This window comes from Paenibacillus puerhi (genome assembly GCF_009846885.1).
Taxonomy (GTDB): domain Bacteria; phylum Bacillota; class Bacilli; order Paenibacillales; family NBRC-103111; genus Paenibacillus_G; species Paenibacillus_G puerhi.
Genome location: NZ_WUWM01000023.1, coordinates 96,541 through 112,784 on the forward strand (window position 1 = coordinate 96,541; position 16,244 = coordinate 112,784).

A 16,244-nucleotide genomic window follows, 5' to 3' on the forward strand; every position below is an offset into this window, starting at 1 on the left:
CGCAATCCTCCTTATTGAAATTTTGCTTTCGTTACAGCTATACGCAGCCATCAAGCAGCCTCTTCCTACAGCCACTGGCTCAGATCCCGTTCCCGCAGAAAAGTCAGGAAGGTAACGGCCGAGATCGGCAGCAGCGTCGAGCTTAGATAGATCGCATGGAAGCTGCGCGCGAAGCTGACGCCCTCCACTTCCTTGACCTGAAGCACGCCAAGCGCAGCCTCGTGTTTAAGTGAAGATTGCGACAACACCGAGATGCCGAGGCCCGCCTCGACCGCGGACTTGACGGCTCCGGTGCTGCCAAGCTCCATCACGATCTTGAGCGAAGAGACGTCACAGCCTGCCCGCGCGAGCTCTTCCTCCATCACCTTTCGTGTTCCCGAGCCCTGCTCCCGCAGCACGAACGGATAGTCGCGCAGACTTTCGACCGGTATTCGATCATATTGGCCGAGCGGATGATCCTTCGGCAAGATCAGCTTAAGCTCGTCGCTAAGCACCGCTTCCGTGTGCAGATCGGGGTGATTGACCTCGGCCTCGACAAGTCCGAAGGTCAGCTGATGGCTCAAAATCTCCTCCAAAATCTGCTTGGTGTTAATAACCTTCATGCTTACCGAGATGCTCGGGTATTCCTGTCCGAAGGGGCCGAGCAGCCGCGGCAGGATGTATTCGCCGACGGTCAGGCTCGCGCCGAGGTGGAGTCTCCCTTCCAGCATATGGGTAAATTTGGACATCCCCACGTCCGTTTCCTTGATCAATTCGATGCTCCGCCGTGCGAAAGGCATCAGCGCGCGTCCGGCCTCCGTAAGCTCTACTCGCTTCGTAGAACGCACGAACAGCTTCGTGCCGAAGTAATCCTCAAGCGACTGGATCTGCATCGTCACGGCCGGCTGGGTCATATGCAAAGCGGCCGCCGCATGCGAGAAGCTGCCTTTCTCGGCAACCGTATAGAAGATATGAAGCTGATGAAAGTTAAGCGCCATGACTACCTCCGCAAAAAGCGTATTCCTCCAGATTATATATAAAAAAACGGCAAGAGGCTATCTGCGCAGGCAAAGATTAGACAAAAAGGAATAGGCATGCCGCATCGGCGGCATACCGGATGGATGTTTCGTCATAAGAACGCTACCGTTATCTTCGCTTACGGCCGTTCTTTATAAGCGTCATCCGGCGTGAATGACGCAGCCACGAATAGTAGGAGCGAAGATCGCGCAGCTCCATCGTCTCGGACATGCGGCCGAGAAAAGTAATGACGATCATTTTGCAGACGGGCATTCTCTGGGATTGCAGGCGAGGCTTATCGATTTCCGCGAACTCGGCAACCATCACCAGATCGTCATCGATCAGAAAGACGTCCTGCTCGTTCTTATAATACGTTCGAACGGAACAGGAGAGAAGCTTGTCCCGCAGAAACTCGGCAATATCGGAAAAACCTGTTTTCTCTGACTCGACGCGATCTGCCCAGCGGGTGCGTGCATGGTGAGTGATGACAATGTCCGAGATCACTCTCCCTCCAAGCACCATGAAGTCAGTTTCTTGATGATGTTTAGCAGATTCGCCGGAATGCAAGTTAGCCATAGCCCAACCCTCTTCCTGCAAAAATGGTCCTAAAAACCTATGTACTTCATACCTCCTTTTATTTTATCGCAATGTCGTATAGAATCAACTTAAAAAATCTTTAGGTTCTTTATGGGATACAGAAAAAGGCACAGATAGCTCATCATCATGAGGGTCTGTACCTTTCCGTAAAAGAGCTTCTGCCGTGGCCTCTATAATCCATGCATAGACTTCCGAAAGAGACTGATGGTTTCTCGGAGCCTTACAGGGTGTAGAATCTTGTTTTGTCAGGCATATTACTATTGTACTCCGTCGGAATCTCTTGCCGGTGGGAGCGCTCCACTTTCTTGACGAAAGGCAGCCGCTGCAGCTGCTTGATCGTTTCCTCCAGCCGGCTGGCATAAATATACATAGCGGCATAATGAAGCTTCTTGGAGATGAAATGGACGTTCCCGTATTTCTCCAAATGCTTGGCAGCCGCTTTTACATCGGACACCCATACAATGATGCCGGCTCGTTCGGTAAACATGGCATGACCTCTTTCTGCTGTTTATTTTTAGGAAAGGACTGATCCTTCAATATGTCATATTGTGCTTCTGAAGCTCTCGTAGCCGTAACGCGCGGACCGATTACGGAAAGCATCCATCGCGGCCACCTGGCCGCAGTCGAATCATCAGGACGGTTGATTGCCAGCCTGGGGGACGCTCAGTTCTATACTTACGCTCGCTCGACCGCCAAGCTGCTGCAGGCGATCCCTTTGCTCGAAATGGGAGGAGCCGAGCGGTATGACCTGTCCGATAGCGAAATTACGCTGCTGTGCGCCTCCCACAACGGAGAGCCCGCTCATACGATAGCGGCCGCTTCTATTCTAGCCAAGGCCGGTCTGGATGTAAGCGCTCTAGACTGCGGACTTCAGGAGCCGATGCTGAAGCGAGAGGCGGACCGGCTTAAGTATGAGCATAAGGCTGTCCAAGCCGTGCATAATAACTGCTCCGGGAAGCATGCGGGGATGCTAGCCTTGGCCCGACTTCTGGAAGTACCTATTCACCAGTATACTCGTCCCGAACATCCTGTCCAGAAAAAAATGCTGCAAGCCGTCAGCGAGATGTGCAGCGTGCCTGCCGATGAAATCCAGCTCGGCATCGACGGCTGCGGGGTCCCCGTCTATGCGCTCCCTTTGTCTGCCCTGGCCCTCGGCTACGCCCGTCTCGGACGCCCGGAAGCTCTTGCTCCCGCGCGCGCTGACGCCTGCCGCCGGATCTTGCGGTCTATCGGACAAGAACCGTTCTATGTCGCGGGCACCGATCGGTTCGATACGCGTCTTGCAGAGGTAACCGGAGGCCGGATCATCGGCAAGATGGGCGCCGAGGGAGTGTTTGCGGCGACGGTTCCCGAGAAAGGAATCGGCTTGGCGATCAAGCTGGAAGACGGCTCCGAGCGCGCGTTGTACCCGGCCGCCGCCGAAGCGTTGCTGCAGCTCGGATTCCTTGCCGAGCATGAAGCGGCAGAGCTTGCCTCCTATCATCGTCCGGTAGTGGTGAACCGCCGGGGCGAATCGGTCGGCGTTCTTGCCCCCGTATTTCGGCTCGCCCGATCAGACTGACCAAGGGCGCACATTTTTTCGAGCGATATAGGCTACAGTATCGAATACCCCTCATGCTTGGCGATGTAACAGCTTCCAGCAATAAAAAAGAGGCCCACGGGCCTCTTTCACTAGCCGCACTTGCCGCTGCAGCTGCCTCCGGAAGAGCATCCCCCGGTACTTGCAAGCGGATCGTTCGAGGGCACCTTAATCGAATCGGACACCGCCCGAGCGATCGTCTCCGATACGGAGTAAAGCAATTCATCGAGCTTGCGCTCCGCTTCCTTGAATCGGCGAACCGGCTCCAGCTCATCCAGTTGAGCCTCAACCGCCCTTACCTTGTCCAGCGCCTCGTGATAATTCGGATGGTAATGTCCGAAGCGCTCGCACTCCTCGAACCGTTCCTTGCTCTTCCGAAACTCTATGACCAGCCGCTTCACCTTCTCATCGGCATCCTTCAGCTGCTTCCAATATAGATAATCCGCCGTTTCCGCGGAGTTTTTGATCAAATCGGCCAAATCGTACGCTTCCATCAGCATGACCGACATATCGAGCGTGCGAGATTCCATAACTGCCATCAACAGCACCTGCCTTTCGGTACGGAAAATTAGGCTTGCTCTTCTATTATACCATACCCGCCTGCTAGGATGCGTCTATTATTTATCGTTAACCCCCGGTAATATCAACTTCATCTCCTGCCATTCCCCGCTCAACAGCCGTATTTCCGCAGATCGCCCACGGTCTTCCGCCCTGCGGAGAGCAAGCTCGACCCGCTCCGGGTACCTCTCCGCCTCCATCCCCGTCAGGCACCACGTTCCCCTCGTCTCCTGAAGCTTACGCGGTACGATCCGATGATCGGCGCCATCCTTGCGAATCTGCAGAATCGAGCCCAGTTCTATCGCCTTCTCCACCATCTCCTTGCGGATTGAGGGATGATAGCTGCGGTACTCCTTCAGCCAGGCAGCGGGAATGTCTCGCAAATCCGGATACAAATCGGATGTTTCAGGCAGATGGGAGTCCAGCTGAAAGTAGCCTGCCGAATGCCGTGCGTATACAAGCCCTTGTCCCTTCCTCTGGAGCTCAGGCCAGATAGCCGTCGGTGAGCAGAAGGTTTCGTGGGTAAAGGCCGGGTATTCCTTCGAGCCGCCTAACTCGGTGGAACTGGGCAGCCCCGCCATGAATCCGGCTTTCTCCAGCGCTGCGGCCAGCGCCTTCACATCGCCTGTATGGATAAGATAATCCTTATCGCCCAGCGGCTCCCCGAGCAGCCCGGATACTGCCGGCAATCTGCCAAGCGTCCTCGCAGTGTCGGCATCGGCGCACCGGAGCAGGGTCACATGGGCAATATTCGTCAATCCAAACGGCTTAGCCCATTGCTGAATAGTAAGCCTCACGTTCTCAGGCAGCCCGTAAGCGCCTTGACGTTCCAGGAAAGCAATCACATCTTCTGCCGTTCGTCCGTTCTGAAGCGCAAACTTGATACTGGACTTGGTCAGCTTGCTAACGCTGAGCACGTCTCGGGCAGGCTCTTGCGCCAAGCTGCACAGCTCCCATTGGACAAGCAGAGGCACATCGGGAGGCACGAGAATGTCGAAGTCCGGCTGCACAACCAGCCGCCCAGCCTCACCGTCTGCTCTGTCATCCGGCTGCCCCGGATGCCTCACCCAGCGGTAATGTCCGGTGCCGGGAGATCGGATATCGGAATCCGGTCGGCCCGCTGGGTCCGTTATCCGCTCCATCCATCCAAACACGCATAAGGGCTCCAGCCAATGGAGCTGAAGCAGGCGTATCCGTTCCTCCAGCTCCTGGGGCTCCTCGGGAGCCGCCAACAGTCCTGCGCCAGCCAATAGCTCTACGATACGCCAAGACTCGAAGGGTTGCGCGACAGGCCAGGCTTCAATAAGCAGTACGGCATGCTGCAGCCAAACGGCGCTCGGGAAAGAGATATCTTTCCACCACTCGTACAGCCTGTTATTTTGTGCGGAACGAGGCATGGCCAGAAACTCATACAGCGCATCGGTTTGCCACTCAAGCTCTTCATCCCGGCGGATCAGCAGGTTAAGCTTTAGTCCCATATCCAGCGCAAGGGCAACCTTCAGAGGGTAAACGTCGGCAAAGACGTATTTCAGGGCAAGCCCCTGCAAGCCTGGCTCCTGCCAGGAAACAAGCTCGGCGATCCGCTGTATGGCGCGCTTGGTCAGCGTTCCGCTTCTCGTCAGCTTCAATCCATGCTTGGCTGCGTAGACGAGAAGATCGAAAAGAGGCAGCACCGGATCCAATCCGTCCTGCAGCTCTTCGGGCGGCTCGGTTGCTTGCGGAATCCGGTACATATTGCCGTACAGGATCCGCTGCCAGCGGGCGAAGCCGTCCTCCGGGAGCAGATAAAGAAGCTCTCCCCAAGATTTACGGAAAGCGAATATCAATCCTTTGCGGCGCAGACCGGCGCAGCCGGCGCGTATCTCAGCCTTGGACAAGCGGGCCTCTGCGGAACGCACCAATAGCGCATCGTCAAAAGGAGTGCAGCCCATCCGCCGGACGATAAGCTCCAGCAGTTCTCGTTCCGCCGCCGATAGGCGATTATAGACCGTTTCCAATACGACGTCATCCTGCCATAGCCGCTCCAGCGAACCGCCCGTCTTCAGCCATGGCGTATAAACCGTCTCGCTCTCTATTCTCTCCCGCAGTTCCTGGGGCAGCATGCCGGCTAACTCGATGTAGTTCATGGCCGCACCGCCTCTCTGAGCGTCTTGGCCTTCTCTTGCACACCCATGTACTCAGAATCCGCTTGTACGTCTATAGTCCGGTACGAATAGCCTTGCTCGATCAGAAACAACTGGCGGTTCATCGCAAACTCCTGCTCCTTCGTATCCAAGCTGACCAAGGAATAGAAGAAGGCCTTATTGTCCCCCTGCTTGGGCCTTAGAATTCGTCCCAGCCGCTGCGCCTCCTCCTGCCGGGAGCCGAAGCTTCCGGATAGCTGTATGGCAACCGCGGCATCCGGAAGATCCACCGCAAAGTTGGCGACCTTCGATACGATTAATACGGAAAGTTCTCCGCTCCGGAATGCTTGGTAGAGCGCTTCCCGGCTTTCATGGGCCATTTCCCCGCTGATCATCGGCGCACCCGTACGCATTGCCAGCTCTTTCAGCTGATCCAGGTAATGTCCGATCAATAAGATTTGCTCTCCTTGATGCCTGCGGAGCAAAGCCTCGGCGGCCGTTAGCTTAGCCGGGTTGCCGCTGGCGATACGCATCCTCTCCCGCTCTCCGGCCATCCGGTATGCTTCCATCCGGTCAGGCGGCAGCGGGATCTGAAGCTCCACGCACTCAACGGAAGCAATCCAGCCTTGATTTTCCAGGGTCTTCCAGGGCATCTCATAGCGTTTCGGTCCGACGAGCGAAAACACATCCTCCTCCCGTCCGTCCTCCCGGATTAACGTAGCCGTCAGTCCCAATCTGCGGGTAGCCTGAATATCAGCGGTAATCCGGAAAACAGGAGCAGGCAGCAGATGCACCTCGTCATAAACGATAAGTCCCCAATCTCTTTTTTTAAACAAATCGATATGGAGAAACGGACCGTTTTTCGACTTGCGGTAGGTTAATATTTGATATGTAGCTATCGTCACGGGACGCACTTCCTTGACCTCGCCCGTATATTCGCCTACCATGTCTTCCGACAGATCGGTCTTGCTTAAAATTTCCCGCTTCCACTGCTTTACTGAGGTGCTGTTTGTCGTTAAGATCAGCGTAGCGCATGAGAGCTTTCCCATCGCGGCTATGCCGATAACCGTTTTGCCGGCTCCGCACGGCAGTACCAGCACCCCGCTGCCGCCTTGCAGCGAGCCCTCTCGGTAAAAGGAATCGACGGCGCAACGCTGATAGTCCCGGAGCTCGAAGCTGGAATCCCTCTCCGCACCCGCGCGCAGCCGGATCGGCAAAGCTTCGCCGGTACTGTACCCGGCCAGATCCTCTACCGGAAAGCCCAGCTTGATCAGCTCCTGCTTGAGCAGCCCCCGATACTGCGACGAGAAGCGGAGGGTCCGGGCATCGGTTTGCACCAAGCCGTAAGAGCGGAGCGATTTGAAGGACACCATTTCCTTGATGACGTCGAGATCATCCGATATGAGCAGCAAATCTTCGCCCATTCGCTCCAGCCTGACCAGCCCGTACCGCTCGATAAAGCGGACAATGTCCTGCCTGACGACAGCCGGAACGCCGAACTTAGAGTGATGATCCAGGAATTCGACCACTTCCTCCGAGGTCATGCCGGATGCCGCCGCATTCCACAGCGATAAGGAGGACATGCGGTACGTATGGATGTTGTCGGGGGACTTCACCAGCTCTGAGAACCTGGCAAGGCTCGCGCGCAGCTTCTCCATTTCCGGATGGCGCGCCTCAGCCAATATGCAAAAATCATGCTGCACGATCAACGGTCTGTCTTTCCGGTAAACAGCCAAGGTCGATCCCTCCAAACTTTAACAGATAGTTTTAGTATGAGAGAACGAACCAAGATTTAAACCTGCATGCTGCGAGCAGACCTTCCATATAAGAAATTCGCTTGATTATACCCGTCTTTTATGGAAAAATGTGAGTCGGTGGTTTCCTGCCGTAACGAATCGTTGTATAAGGAAGGGATTGGATTATCAGTGAAATCCTATGTGCTGAGCCTGCTGCTAGCCGGGCTGATGATAGCGGCCGCCGGTTGCGGCGTGATGAATACCGGCGCTTCTACACAGGAAAGTGTTTTTTTGCAGGACATTTACAAGAATTATCCAGAACTGCGCGAAAAAGTGCATGAAATCATCCAGGTTAAGCGGGTAGTGGACGGCGACACCTTCGAGACCTCCAGCTTGGACAAAGTTAGACTAATCGGCGTGAACACACCGGAGAGCATCGGTAAGGTGGAGCCGTACGGCAAGGAAGCGAGCGAGTATTCCAAGAAGCAATTGACTGGCCAGACCGTGTATCTGTTTCCCGACACAGGGGACACAGACAAGTACGGCCGGCTTCTGCGTTATGTATTCAAGGAAGGCGAACCCGACATGTATAATGAGAAGCTGGTTCGCGAAGGGTATGCCAATCCCATGACCGTCCCGCCGAATGTCATGTACGCCGAGCGATTCACCAAGGCCGAGAGAGAAGCAAGAAAAACCGGCAAGGGCTTGTGGTCCTTGTCTTCCCCATCGCCCGCGAGCGACGCGGCCTGTTCCCATCCGCAGATTAAGGGAAACATCAATAGCAAGAAAGAGTTCATCTACCATATGCCCGGAGGCAAGGCGTACGAGCAGACCCAGGCGGAACGCATGTTTTGTACCGAAGAAGAAGCGAAAGCGGCTGGCTTCCGCAAAGCGGGGAAATAAAATAACCATTCTCCCCTGACGCGGTTTGGGAGAATGGTTTTCTTTAAGTTTATTTAAGTAATTACATGACCGGCTGTTTGTTGCTCTCCGAGATTTTGCTAAGCGCTTCCCCGGCCTCATCCTCGAACTTATCCCTTACCGCCAGGTCGCCGATCGATACGATACCGACAAACTCGCCATTCTCGACGATCGGCAGACGGCGGATTTGTTCCTTGGCCATAATCCTGGCAGCCTCGTCGACCGTCGTTTCCGGAGGAACGGAGACCACGCGGTCACTCATGACTTCCTTGATCGCCGTCGAGCCTTCCTTCTTCTCGGCAAACCCCCGGATGACCAGGTCGCGGTCCGTCAATACGCCGATCAGCCGGTTTCCGTCCACCACCGGGATGAAGCCCGTGTCTTCCTGTTTCATTTTGACCGCGGCTTCATATACATTATCCTTCAACGTCACCGTTATACAATCCTTCGTCATGATTTCGCGAAGCGTTCTGGATGCCATAGCGCTAATTCCTCCTGAGATGAAAGTTCGGGGCGTCAACTCCGTGCCTCAGTTTCCGCTTAAAACCCCGTCTCTCTTAGATTCTCCCTCAGGCTAAGCGTTCATCCTCCCGCAGCGCTGTTACATATCGGAAAAGGTTCCCTCGGCAGTCTTCATATAATCCAGTGTCATATCCACAAACAACTGGGCTGCATAAAGCATGGATCTTTCATCGATATCAAACTTCGGATGATGATGAGGATGAACGATTCCTTTAGCTGGATTGCCGGCTCCTACGAACATGAAGCAGCCCGGAACCTTTTCCAGATAATAAGCATAATCTTCTCCCGCCATAATTAACGGGGAACGCTTCGTTCTCTCCATGCCGAATGTACGCGGCGCAGCCCGGGCAAAGCGCTCAGCTTCCTCGGCCGCATTGATCACCGGGGGATAGCCCATCTTGTAATCGAGCTCATAGCTTGCCCCGTTCATGAGACAGGTTTGCTCGACGATGGTTTCAAGCCGCTGTCTTACCTTATTGCGTAGCTCCTTATCGAAAGTGCGAACGGTCCCCTTCAGCACGGCGGTCTCTGCGATCACATTGAAGGTCGTGCCGCTGTGTATGGAGCCTACGGATACTACGCATGGCTCTGTCGGGTCGGCCGAGCGGCTGACGATCGACTGGAGGTTGACCACCAGCTGGGATGCCACGAAGACGCTGTCGACCGCTTCATGCGGCAAGCCTCCGTGCCCTCCTTTGCCTCTTATCTCGATCACGAACTCATCCGCTGCCGCCATCGCAGGCCCCGGCTTACAAGCAGCCGTCCCTACTTCGAAGGGGGTCCATAGATGGATGCCGTACATCACGTCAACCTGGTCGAGCAAGCCCTCCTCGATCAAGCCGAGCGCGCCTCCGGGAGTCGTCTCCTCGGCAGGCTGGAAAACAAACATAACCTGCCCCCGCAGCAGGTCGGCATGCTCGCTCATCGTCCGGGCCACAGCCAGCAGCGTGGACGTATGCGCATCATGTCCGCAGGCGTGCATGACGCCCGGCACAACGGATGCATAGTCGCAGCCTTTCTCATCCTGGATCGGCAGCGCATCCATATCCGCCCTCAGGGCCACGGTCGGCCCCTTCCTCGCCCCCCGTAGCACGGCCACCAAGCCGTGACCGCCTCCCGCCTGCTCGCGGACTTCAAGTCCCCAGCTGCGCAGCTTGCCGGCTACGAATGCCGCTGTCGCCGTTTCGCCGTAGGACAGCTCCGGATGGCGGTGCAAATACCTCCGCCATTCCACCATTTCCGGATAAGCAGCTTCCAAAGCTTCATATATAGTCATAAGAATGCCTCCGATTAGGGTTCTGTGAAGTGAGCTATTATATAGTTTAACAAAAGCCCGAAATGGTTTCATCCCTCGAGACATAATTTTTTGTGTCACAATTTTTCAAACTTTCCCTTTGGAGCGACCTCTGCCCCCATGCATTAGGCTTGCACAAGTAAGGGAAACATACTATCATGGGTAAAGTGATAAAGTGATGTACATAGATTAGGAGGGCTTGCTGTGATTATTGAAAACAGTGGTTTGAAGGGCTTGAAAAGCGATCTGGCCCACTTGGACGAAAGCATGGAGCAGCTTGGCTTCGTACGCTGGCAATGGGAGTACTACCGTGCTACCTATGACCTGAAGCTGGAAGATAAAGCAACGGGCAACGATTACTTTCTTCGCGTCAACACGCGTGTGGAAAGCGGCAAGCTTGAATCCCCTTACGCCATTCTTTACGTAGAAGAAACTTATATCGGGAGAGCTACCTTCCCGCACGGACTCGATTACAACTCGCCTGTTCCGGACTCCATCATGAAGACGGTTGCCGGTAAGCTGGCTGAGCTGAAATCGAAGCTGACCCATTAGGCGGAAGCTGTCGATGAGCGCCCCGCGACGAGGAACGCCTGACTTTCTGTTGCTTTTTCTGACGTTTTTACTCGTTTGCTTCGGTCTGGCGTTTGTTTTCAGCGCAAGTGTGGCCGAGAAAGATCCCTGGTCATTGGTCATGAGCCAGGGCAGCAAGGTTTTGCTCGGAACTCTCATCATGTTTTTTTGCATGAATGTGGACTTTCGCAAGTTTCAGAAGTGGGTCGCCCCTTTTCTGACCTTCAGTATCATATTGCTGCTGCTCGTGCCCATCATAGGGACAGAGATCAACACTGCCAAAAGCTGGCTTTACATTGGTAGTTTCGGCGTGCAGCCGACGGAGTTTGCCAAGCTTGCGGTGATTCTGTATTTGGCTGCCCTGATCAGCAAGAAGGGCGACAAGATCCAGGATTTCAAACGCGGGCTTGCTCCGCCTCTGCTGGTCGTCGGCTTCATCTGTTTGCTGATTATGCAGCAGCCCGATCTGGGCTCTACGATGATTCTGGTTATGGCTGCGGCGCTGGTCATTGTTGTCGGCGGTGCCAGCCTGAGACACATCTTTACGCTTGGCATGGGCGCTTTTATGGCCGTCTGCGTCATCGGTGTCGTTTACTTTCTGAAGACCAAAGGGGAAAGCTACCGGATCGGTCGGTTCACGACCTACCTTGATCCGTTCTCGGATAAGCAGGACACAGGTTATCAGATCGTGCAATCGCTCTTCGCTTTCGGACATGGCGGGCTGACAGGCGCAGGGTTCGGACAAAGCATCCAGAAGCTGCATTACCTGCCCCTGGCTTATAATGACTTTATCTTTGCAGTCATCGGCGAGGAGCTAGGCTTTATCGGAACGGCGTTGTTCCTGCTCGTCTACCTCCTGTTCCTGCTTCGCGGACTTGTCGTAGCGCTTCGGTGCAAAGAGCTGTTCGGGATGCTGACGGGAGTCGGCATCGTCGGAATGATCGGTATCCAGGCCTTTATCAATATCGGCGGCGTTACCAATACGATTCCGATGACAGGCGTTACGCTTCCTCTTATCAGCTATGGGGGTACCTCCATGATCGTGACGCTGATGAGCTTGGGGATTCTGCTCAGTATTTCGCGAGAACAAAACGTACCGGCCAAAGAATCGCAGCAGCGGGTACATGGCCGCAAGAGAGCCCTTTGAGGCTCTTTTTTGCGTTCGCATCCAAGAGTGCGTAATGTCACAAATAAAGCAGGGAGCCGCCCATAAGCTTCTCCCTGCTCTTGTTCCGGTTTATTTCACTCGATGCTGCAAGTCTTCTGTCGTATGTATCGTTTCCTTCTCCTCTTCGCGGAAAGCCACGCCTTCCACTTTCACATTGACTTCGACCACGGATAGGCCTGTCATATTCTCTACGGCTTCCCGAATATTCTCTTGAAGATCGCGGCAAACCTCCTGGATCTTGCTTCCATAGTTCACGATCACTCGCAGATCGATAGCTGCCTCGACCTGGCCTACTTCGACGGAAACGCCGCGTTGAACGTTTTTACCGCTCAGCCGCTTCGCTAGCCCTTCCGAAATTCCTCCTGACATGGCGGCGATCCCCGGCGTCTCCAAGGCAGCGAGACCTGCTATAGTAGCAACAACGTCATCTGAAATGCGAATTAGTCCTGTCTGAATTTCTTCGCTCATGAGGATCACTCCTTTAAGGATATGACTCTATTGTAATAAGTTCCGGGTTGGAAAGCAAATACAGCTATCCAGAGACTTGACAATGTAAACCTACCAAGTTATATACTCGTACAGCCCGGCTTCAAATCTGGTATCCTTCCGCTTGCGTCCGCTTCGGCCAACAAAAAACGCCTCCCTAAGAAAGAAGGCGTCTTTCGTCAAAGCTTGGACTACAAGCTCTCAATCGGTTCTGCGGCTGCCTCCACCTTCGTGACCCGGACACGGCGGATTCGATGACTGTCTCTCTCCAGTACCTCGAAGGACAGGTCGCCATCCGTATGAAAGGAACCGGGAACAAGCTCCGGATTCTGCATGAACAGCCAGCCCCCGATCGTATCGACATCGTCGTTGTTCAAGTCAACGCCCAGCAGGTCGTTCACCTCGTCCAAGAGCACCTTGCCCTCAAAGACGTACTGATGCTCATTGAGCTTCTCAATCGCTTTAACCTCGTCAGAGTCGAATTCATCCCGGATTTCTCCGACGATTTCCTCCAAAATATCCTCGATGGTGATGAGACCGGCTGTTCCTCCATACTCATCAATCAGAATCGCGATATGAACTTGCTGCTGCTGCATTTTCTTCAATAACGATTTGATCGGAATCGAGTCCGGTACCGTCAGCACCGGTTGGATAAGCGATTGGAACGTGAAGTCGTCTCCACGGCCATCATACCTCAGGAAAAATTGTTTCGTATTGATGATTCCCACGATCTTATCCTTGCTTTCTGAAGCAACCGGAAACCGTGTATATTGCTCCCGGCGAATAATCGCCACATTCTCTTCCAGCGTCAAATTCGTATATAAACACGACATATCCGTTCTAGGCACCATGATCTCCCTGGCCAGCAGATCGTCAAAGGTAAAGATTCGGCTCACATAGCCGTATTCTGTTTTATTGATTTTCCCGCTTTGGTAGCTTTCGGACAAAATAATTTGAATCTCTTCCTCCGAATGCGCATCTTCGTGCTCCTTGGCAGGCTTCATGCCGAATAATCGGATCAACGAGTTGGCCGACCCGTTTAAAAGCCAGATGAACGGGTACATAATTTTATAGAAGTACATGATCGGTTTTGCTACGAGCAGGCTGATTTGCTCCGCTTTTTGGATAGCTAGCGATTTGGGCGCGAGCTCGCCCAGCACCACATGAAGATAAGTAATGGAGATAAACGCGATAAGGAAGGAAATAACTTGAGCGGCCTCGGCACTGAGCCCCATCGAATCAAACAGCGGATGAAGCATCTTTTCTACAGTAGGCTCACCAAGCCAGCCAAGGCCGAGTGCCGTAATCGTAATGCCCAATTGGCAGGCGGATAAGTAGCCATCCAGATTGCGTGTGACCTGCTGAACCGCGAGCGCGTTACGGCGACCCTCCATCACGAGCTGATCGATACGGCTCGGGCGCAGTTTGATAATGGCAAACTCGGTAGCGACAAAAAAAGCGGTCAAGAGAATCAAGAGTGCGACTAAGATCAGGTTTAATATCATGGGTACCTTCCTTTTCTGATAGAACCGTTCAAATAACTAGTTCTTATGAACTCATTATATGATCTTATTCGTGCAAGCACAAACGATCTTTTAGCCGATTCTGAACGATTTTCGTTCAAATTAAGCTTCTTACAGCCATCTCTAGGGGTGGGACGCTGATTATTTCTTTTGACATCCTATTTGCTAAATCTTAAGATGAGTTCATATGAACTTCAGTACACAGAAACCGAGGTATACGCTATGGAAACCTTCACTCTTACCCGGAAGGAAATGTCCTCTCTGCTGGTCTCGCTGCAGGGGCGCTCCGGTAAAAAACCGATTGCTATCCTCCAGGAAGCCTGGTCCAAGCACCATCAGCCCGAGCTTCGCCAAGGCGGAAGCCTCACCGCCTTCTTGTCTACTCGGCTGCCAGGCGTTTTCGAAAAGCTGCTCAAAACCGGTCGGGTGGACGGCTTCTCGCTGCAAGAAATCGTTGCTTTGGGCAACCAGATCGAATATACGAATTTTTCGGTGACCTCGGTACAAAATTGGGTCAAACGCGATTTCAAGGAATTTCTGGGCGCCCCTCAGGCGGGTAAAAAATACTCGCTTCAGCAGGCCGCTCTGCTGTTCATCGTTGAGGACTTGAAGAATAACCTGGACTTCGTCTCCATCCGCAGCCTGTTTCAAATCTTGTTTCGCAAGCCCGAGGTGGAGCATGACGACTTGATCCGGCCGCTGGATTTATATGAGGCTTATACTCATCTTTTCGAAGAGCTTGACCAGAACAACGATCAGATGCTTGACGTTCAGGGACATGGGGACGGGGTGCGCAATCACGATGTGCTTATGGAGAATATGCTTCGCATTCGCTCCGATCAATATGTAAGGCATCTGTCAGGATTAACCTCCGAGCAGCGGGAGGCTGTGCGCAATGTCTTGTTCATCGCGATGGTATCGATCCAAACGGCGTATTTTCATTCGCTAGCAAGGCAATACCTAAACGCCACCTTATTTTTACATGATTTGCAGGAAAGGTAGCTTCATCATCTCTCCCCGGGGATGACAGGATTCGAATAGATTTTATCTATTTGAGGGATACTTTCCCATAGATCGAGGTGATTGGTTTGAAACGCCAATGGTTTACCATCGGGCTTGTCGGCAGCTTTGCGCTGAGCGGCATCGCCCACTATACAGGAGCTGCCGTGTTCAGCTCGACTGTTCAATTTTTTATTTCGGCGGTATCGATCATCTTTGTAGCTGGCTTTCTGGGGAAGGCGACAGAGAGCGTGGCTCATTATGCCGGGGAACGTATCGGGGGATTTCTCAATGCCACGTTCGGAAATGCCGCGGAGCTGATCATTTCGATTTTTCTGATCAAAGACGGGCTGTTCGATGTCGTTAAAGCGAGCATTACCGGTGCGATTATCGGGAACATGCTGCTGGTGCTCGGCCTCAGCGTGCTGATTGGCGGATTGAAGTATCGGGAGCAAACCTTCAATCTCAAGCTCGCCGGTCATAACGGGTCGCTCATGCTGCTTGCCGTCATCGCCCTTTTCATCCCGGCTGCCTTCTCAAGAAGCCTGACTAGCACGGAAACGGTTAATCTGAGCCTCATCGTCTCGGTCATCCTGATCATTGCTTACCTGCTTTGGCTGCTCTTCTCTATGGTTACCCACAAGGAGGATTTGACCGATCCGGTTGTGGAACACGGCGAGGCCGCCTGGTCGAAGGGGCGATCCGTGCTGTACCTGATCCTGGCTACCGTCATGGTCGGCTTTGGCAGCGAATGGCTGGTCGGCACCTTGGATGAATTCAGCCGCCAGTTCGGCTTATCCGAGCTGTTCGTAGGGGCCTTTCTGATCGCAATTGTCGGGAATGCCGCCGAGCACAGTGCAGCCATCATCATGGCCCGCAAAAATAAAATCGGAGCGGCTATTGAAATAGCTATCGGCAGCTCGCTCCAGGTTGCCTTGTTCGTTGCTCCGCTGCTGGTACTGCTGTCCATGCTTTTCGGCAGGTCGATGGACTTGGTGTTCACCACCTACGAGCTGATTGCCATCGGCGTTGCCGCTTTTATCTCCAAATCCATCTCCCAGGATGGGGCCACCACCTGGTATGAGGGCGTGCTGCTGCTGGTCGTTTATATCGTGCTGGGGATCGCCTTCTATCTAGTATGAAGCTTAAGCAAAACAAAGGGTAACCTTCGT

Annotated in this window: 16 protein-coding genes; 6 read left to right on the top strand and 10 right to left on the bottom strand. The window is 53.7% G+C overall.

Annotation, left to right across the window (positions count from 1 at the left end):
* Positions 1-65: 65 nt before the first annotated feature.
* The 3 genes from GSF01_RS20100 to GSF01_RS20110 all read right to left on the bottom strand — a co-directional run bounded on the left by GSF01_RS20100 (position 66) and on the right by GSF01_RS20110 (position 2,080).
* Positions 66-977, bottom strand: coding sequence for a selenium metabolism-associated LysR family transcriptional regulator (locus GSF01_RS20100; protein WP_159887085.1), 912 nt, complete (start codon positions 975-977; stop codon positions 66-68).
* A gap of 148 nt (positions 978-1,125) precedes the next feature.
* Complete coding sequence (locus GSF01_RS20105; protein WP_159887087.1) at positions 1,126-1,572, bottom strand: hypothetical protein; 447 nt, start codon at positions 1,570-1,572, stop codon at positions 1,126-1,128.
* Positions 1,573-1,813: 241 nt separating this feature from the next.
* On the bottom strand, positions 1,814-2,080 hold the full coding sequence (locus tag GSF01_RS20110; RefSeq protein ID WP_159887089.1) for a YlbG family protein: 267 nt from the start codon (positions 2,078-2,080) through the stop codon (positions 1,814-1,816).
* Between the two features lie 51 nt (positions 2,081-2,131).
* On the opposite strand from GSF01_RS20110, the gene GSF01_RS20115 reads away from it, so the two are divergent.
* Positions 2,132-3,154, top strand: a complete 1,023-nt coding sequence (locus tag GSF01_RS20115; RefSeq protein WP_159887091.1) for an asparaginase — start codon at positions 2,132-2,134, stop codon at positions 3,152-3,154.
* Between the two features lie 110 nt (positions 3,155-3,264).
* Here GSF01_RS20115 and GSF01_RS20120 read toward each other — a convergent pair whose 3' ends face one another.
* From GSF01_RS20120 to GSF01_RS20130, 3 genes are all read right to left on the bottom strand, one after another.
* Positions 3,265-3,711 carry a YlbF family regulator gene (locus GSF01_RS20120; RefSeq protein ID WP_159887093.1) on the bottom strand — a complete coding sequence of 149 codons (447 nt, stop codon included), beginning with the start codon at positions 3,709-3,711 and terminating at the stop codon, positions 3,265-3,267.
* A 78-nt stretch (positions 3,712-3,789) separates the two neighbouring features.
* Positions 3,790-5,856, bottom strand: a complete 2,067-nt coding sequence (locus GSF01_RS20125; RefSeq protein ID WP_159887094.1) for a helicase-associated domain-containing protein — start codon at positions 5,854-5,856, stop codon at positions 3,790-3,792.
* On the bottom strand, positions 5,853-7,589 hold the full coding sequence (locus GSF01_RS20130) for a DNA repair helicase XPB (RefSeq protein WP_159887095.1): 1,737 nt from the start codon (positions 7,587-7,589) through the stop codon (positions 5,853-5,855). Before GSF01_RS20130 ends, GSF01_RS20125 begins: the two co-directional genes overlap by 4 nt.
* A gap of 189 nt (positions 7,590-7,778) precedes the next feature.
* Here GSF01_RS20130 and GSF01_RS20135 point away from each other — a divergent pair, with 189 nt between their 5' ends.
* Entirely contained in the window at positions 7,779-8,492 is a 714-nt protein-coding gene (locus tag GSF01_RS20135; RefSeq protein ID WP_235941633.1) for a thermonuclease family protein, read from the top strand.
* 61 nt (positions 8,493-8,553) lie between these two features.
* On the opposite strand, the gene GSF01_RS20140 is transcribed toward GSF01_RS20135, so the two are convergent.
* The gene (locus GSF01_RS20140) at positions 8,554-8,991 is read right to left on the bottom strand and encodes a CBS domain-containing protein (RefSeq protein WP_159887096.1); all 438 of its coding nucleotides are present in this window, start codon (positions 8,989-8,991) and stop codon (positions 8,554-8,556) included.
* A 120-nt stretch (positions 8,992-9,111) separates the two neighbouring features.
* Positions 9,112-10,308, bottom strand: coding sequence for a M20 family metallopeptidase (locus GSF01_RS20145; RefSeq protein WP_201305445.1), 1,197 nt, complete (start codon positions 10,306-10,308; stop codon positions 9,112-9,114).
* Between the two features lie 222 nt (positions 10,309-10,530).
* On the opposite strand from GSF01_RS20145, the gene GSF01_RS20150 reads away from it, so the two are divergent.
* On the top strand, positions 10,531-10,878 hold the full coding sequence (locus GSF01_RS20150) for a YugN family protein (protein ID WP_159887098.1): 348 nt from the start codon (positions 10,531-10,533) through the stop codon (positions 10,876-10,878).
* A gap of 13 nt (positions 10,879-10,891) precedes the next feature.
* Positions 10,892-12,043: a putative lipid II flippase FtsW gene (gene ftsW / locus GSF01_RS20155; RefSeq protein ID WP_159887099.1), complete on the top strand. Its 1,152-nt coding sequence runs from the start codon at positions 10,892-10,894 to the stop codon at positions 12,041-12,043.
* A gap of 90 nt (positions 12,044-12,133) precedes the next feature.
* On the opposite strand, the gene GSF01_RS20160 is transcribed toward ftsW, so the two are convergent.
* Together GSF01_RS20160 and GSF01_RS20165 are read right to left on the bottom strand one after the other, a co-directional pair.
* The gene (locus GSF01_RS20160; RefSeq protein ID WP_159887100.1) at positions 12,134-12,532 is read right to left on the bottom strand and encodes an Asp23/Gls24 family envelope stress response protein; all 399 of its coding nucleotides are present in this window, start codon (positions 12,530-12,532) and stop codon (positions 12,134-12,136) included.
* A 209-nt stretch (positions 12,533-12,741) separates the two neighbouring features.
* The gene (locus GSF01_RS20165) at positions 12,742-14,055 is read right to left on the bottom strand and encodes a hemolysin family protein (RefSeq protein ID WP_159887101.1); all 1,314 of its coding nucleotides are present in this window, start codon (positions 14,053-14,055) and stop codon (positions 12,742-12,744) included.
* Positions 14,056-14,295: 240 nt separating this feature from the next.
* On the opposite strand from GSF01_RS20165, the gene GSF01_RS20170 reads away from it, so the two are divergent.
* Positions 14,296-15,075: a DUF1836 domain-containing protein gene (locus GSF01_RS20170; RefSeq protein WP_159887102.1), complete on the top strand. Its 780-nt coding sequence runs from the start codon at positions 14,296-14,298 to the stop codon at positions 15,073-15,075.
* A gap of 86 nt (positions 15,076-15,161) precedes the next feature.
* Positions 15,162-16,214 carry a calcium/proton exchanger gene (cax, locus tag GSF01_RS20175; protein ID WP_159887103.1) on the top strand — a complete coding sequence of 351 codons (1,053 nt, stop codon included), beginning with the start codon at positions 15,162-15,164 and terminating at the stop codon, positions 16,212-16,214.
* Positions 16,215-16,244: the final 30 nt, after the last annotated feature.

Excerpts from the sequence above, each read along its gene's own strand:
- GSF01_RS20100 (WP_159887085.1), bottom strand. The coding sequence starts at position 977 with ATGGCGCTTAACTTTCATCAGCTTCATATCTTCTATACGGTTGCCGAG.
- GSF01_RS20160 (WP_159887100.1), bottom strand. The coding sequence starts at position 12,532 with ATGAGCGAAGAAATTCAGACAGGACTAATTCGCATTTCAGATGACGTT.
- GSF01_RS20110 (WP_159887089.1), bottom strand. The coding sequence starts at position 2,080 with ATGTTTACCGAACGAGCCGGCATCATTGTATGGGTGTCCGATGTAAAA.
- GSF01_RS20105 (WP_159887087.1), bottom strand. The coding sequence starts at position 1,572 with ATGGCTAACTTGCATTCCGGCGAATCTGCTAAACATCATCAAGAAACT.
- GSF01_RS20145 (WP_201305445.1), bottom strand. The coding sequence starts at position 10,308 with ATGACTATATATGAAGCTTTGGAAGCTGCTTATCCGGAAATGGTGGAA.
- ftsW (WP_159887099.1), top strand. The coding sequence starts at position 10,892 with ATGAGCGCCCCGCGACGAGGAACGCCTGACTTTCTGTTGCTTTTTCTG.
- GSF01_RS20125 (WP_159887094.1), bottom strand. The coding sequence starts at position 5,856 with ATGAACTACATCGAGTTAGCCGGCATGCTGCCCCAGGAACTGCGGGAG.
- GSF01_RS20115 (WP_159887091.1), top strand. The coding sequence starts at position 2,132 with ATGTCATATTGTGCTTCTGAAGCTCTCGTAGCCGTAACGCGCGGACCG.
- GSF01_RS20170 (WP_159887102.1), top strand. The coding sequence starts at position 14,296 with ATGGAAACCTTCACTCTTACCCGGAAGGAAATGTCCTCTCTGCTGGTC.
- GSF01_RS20165 (WP_159887101.1), bottom strand. The coding sequence starts at position 14,055 with ATGATATTAAACCTGATCTTAGTCGCACTCTTGATTCTCTTGACCGCT.
- GSF01_RS20140 (WP_159887096.1), bottom strand. The coding sequence starts at position 8,991 with ATGGCATCCAGAACGCTTCGCGAAATCATGACGAAGGATTGTATAACG.
- GSF01_RS20120 (WP_159887093.1), bottom strand. The coding sequence starts at position 3,711 with ATGGCAGTTATGGAATCTCGCACGCTCGATATGTCGGTCATGCTGATG.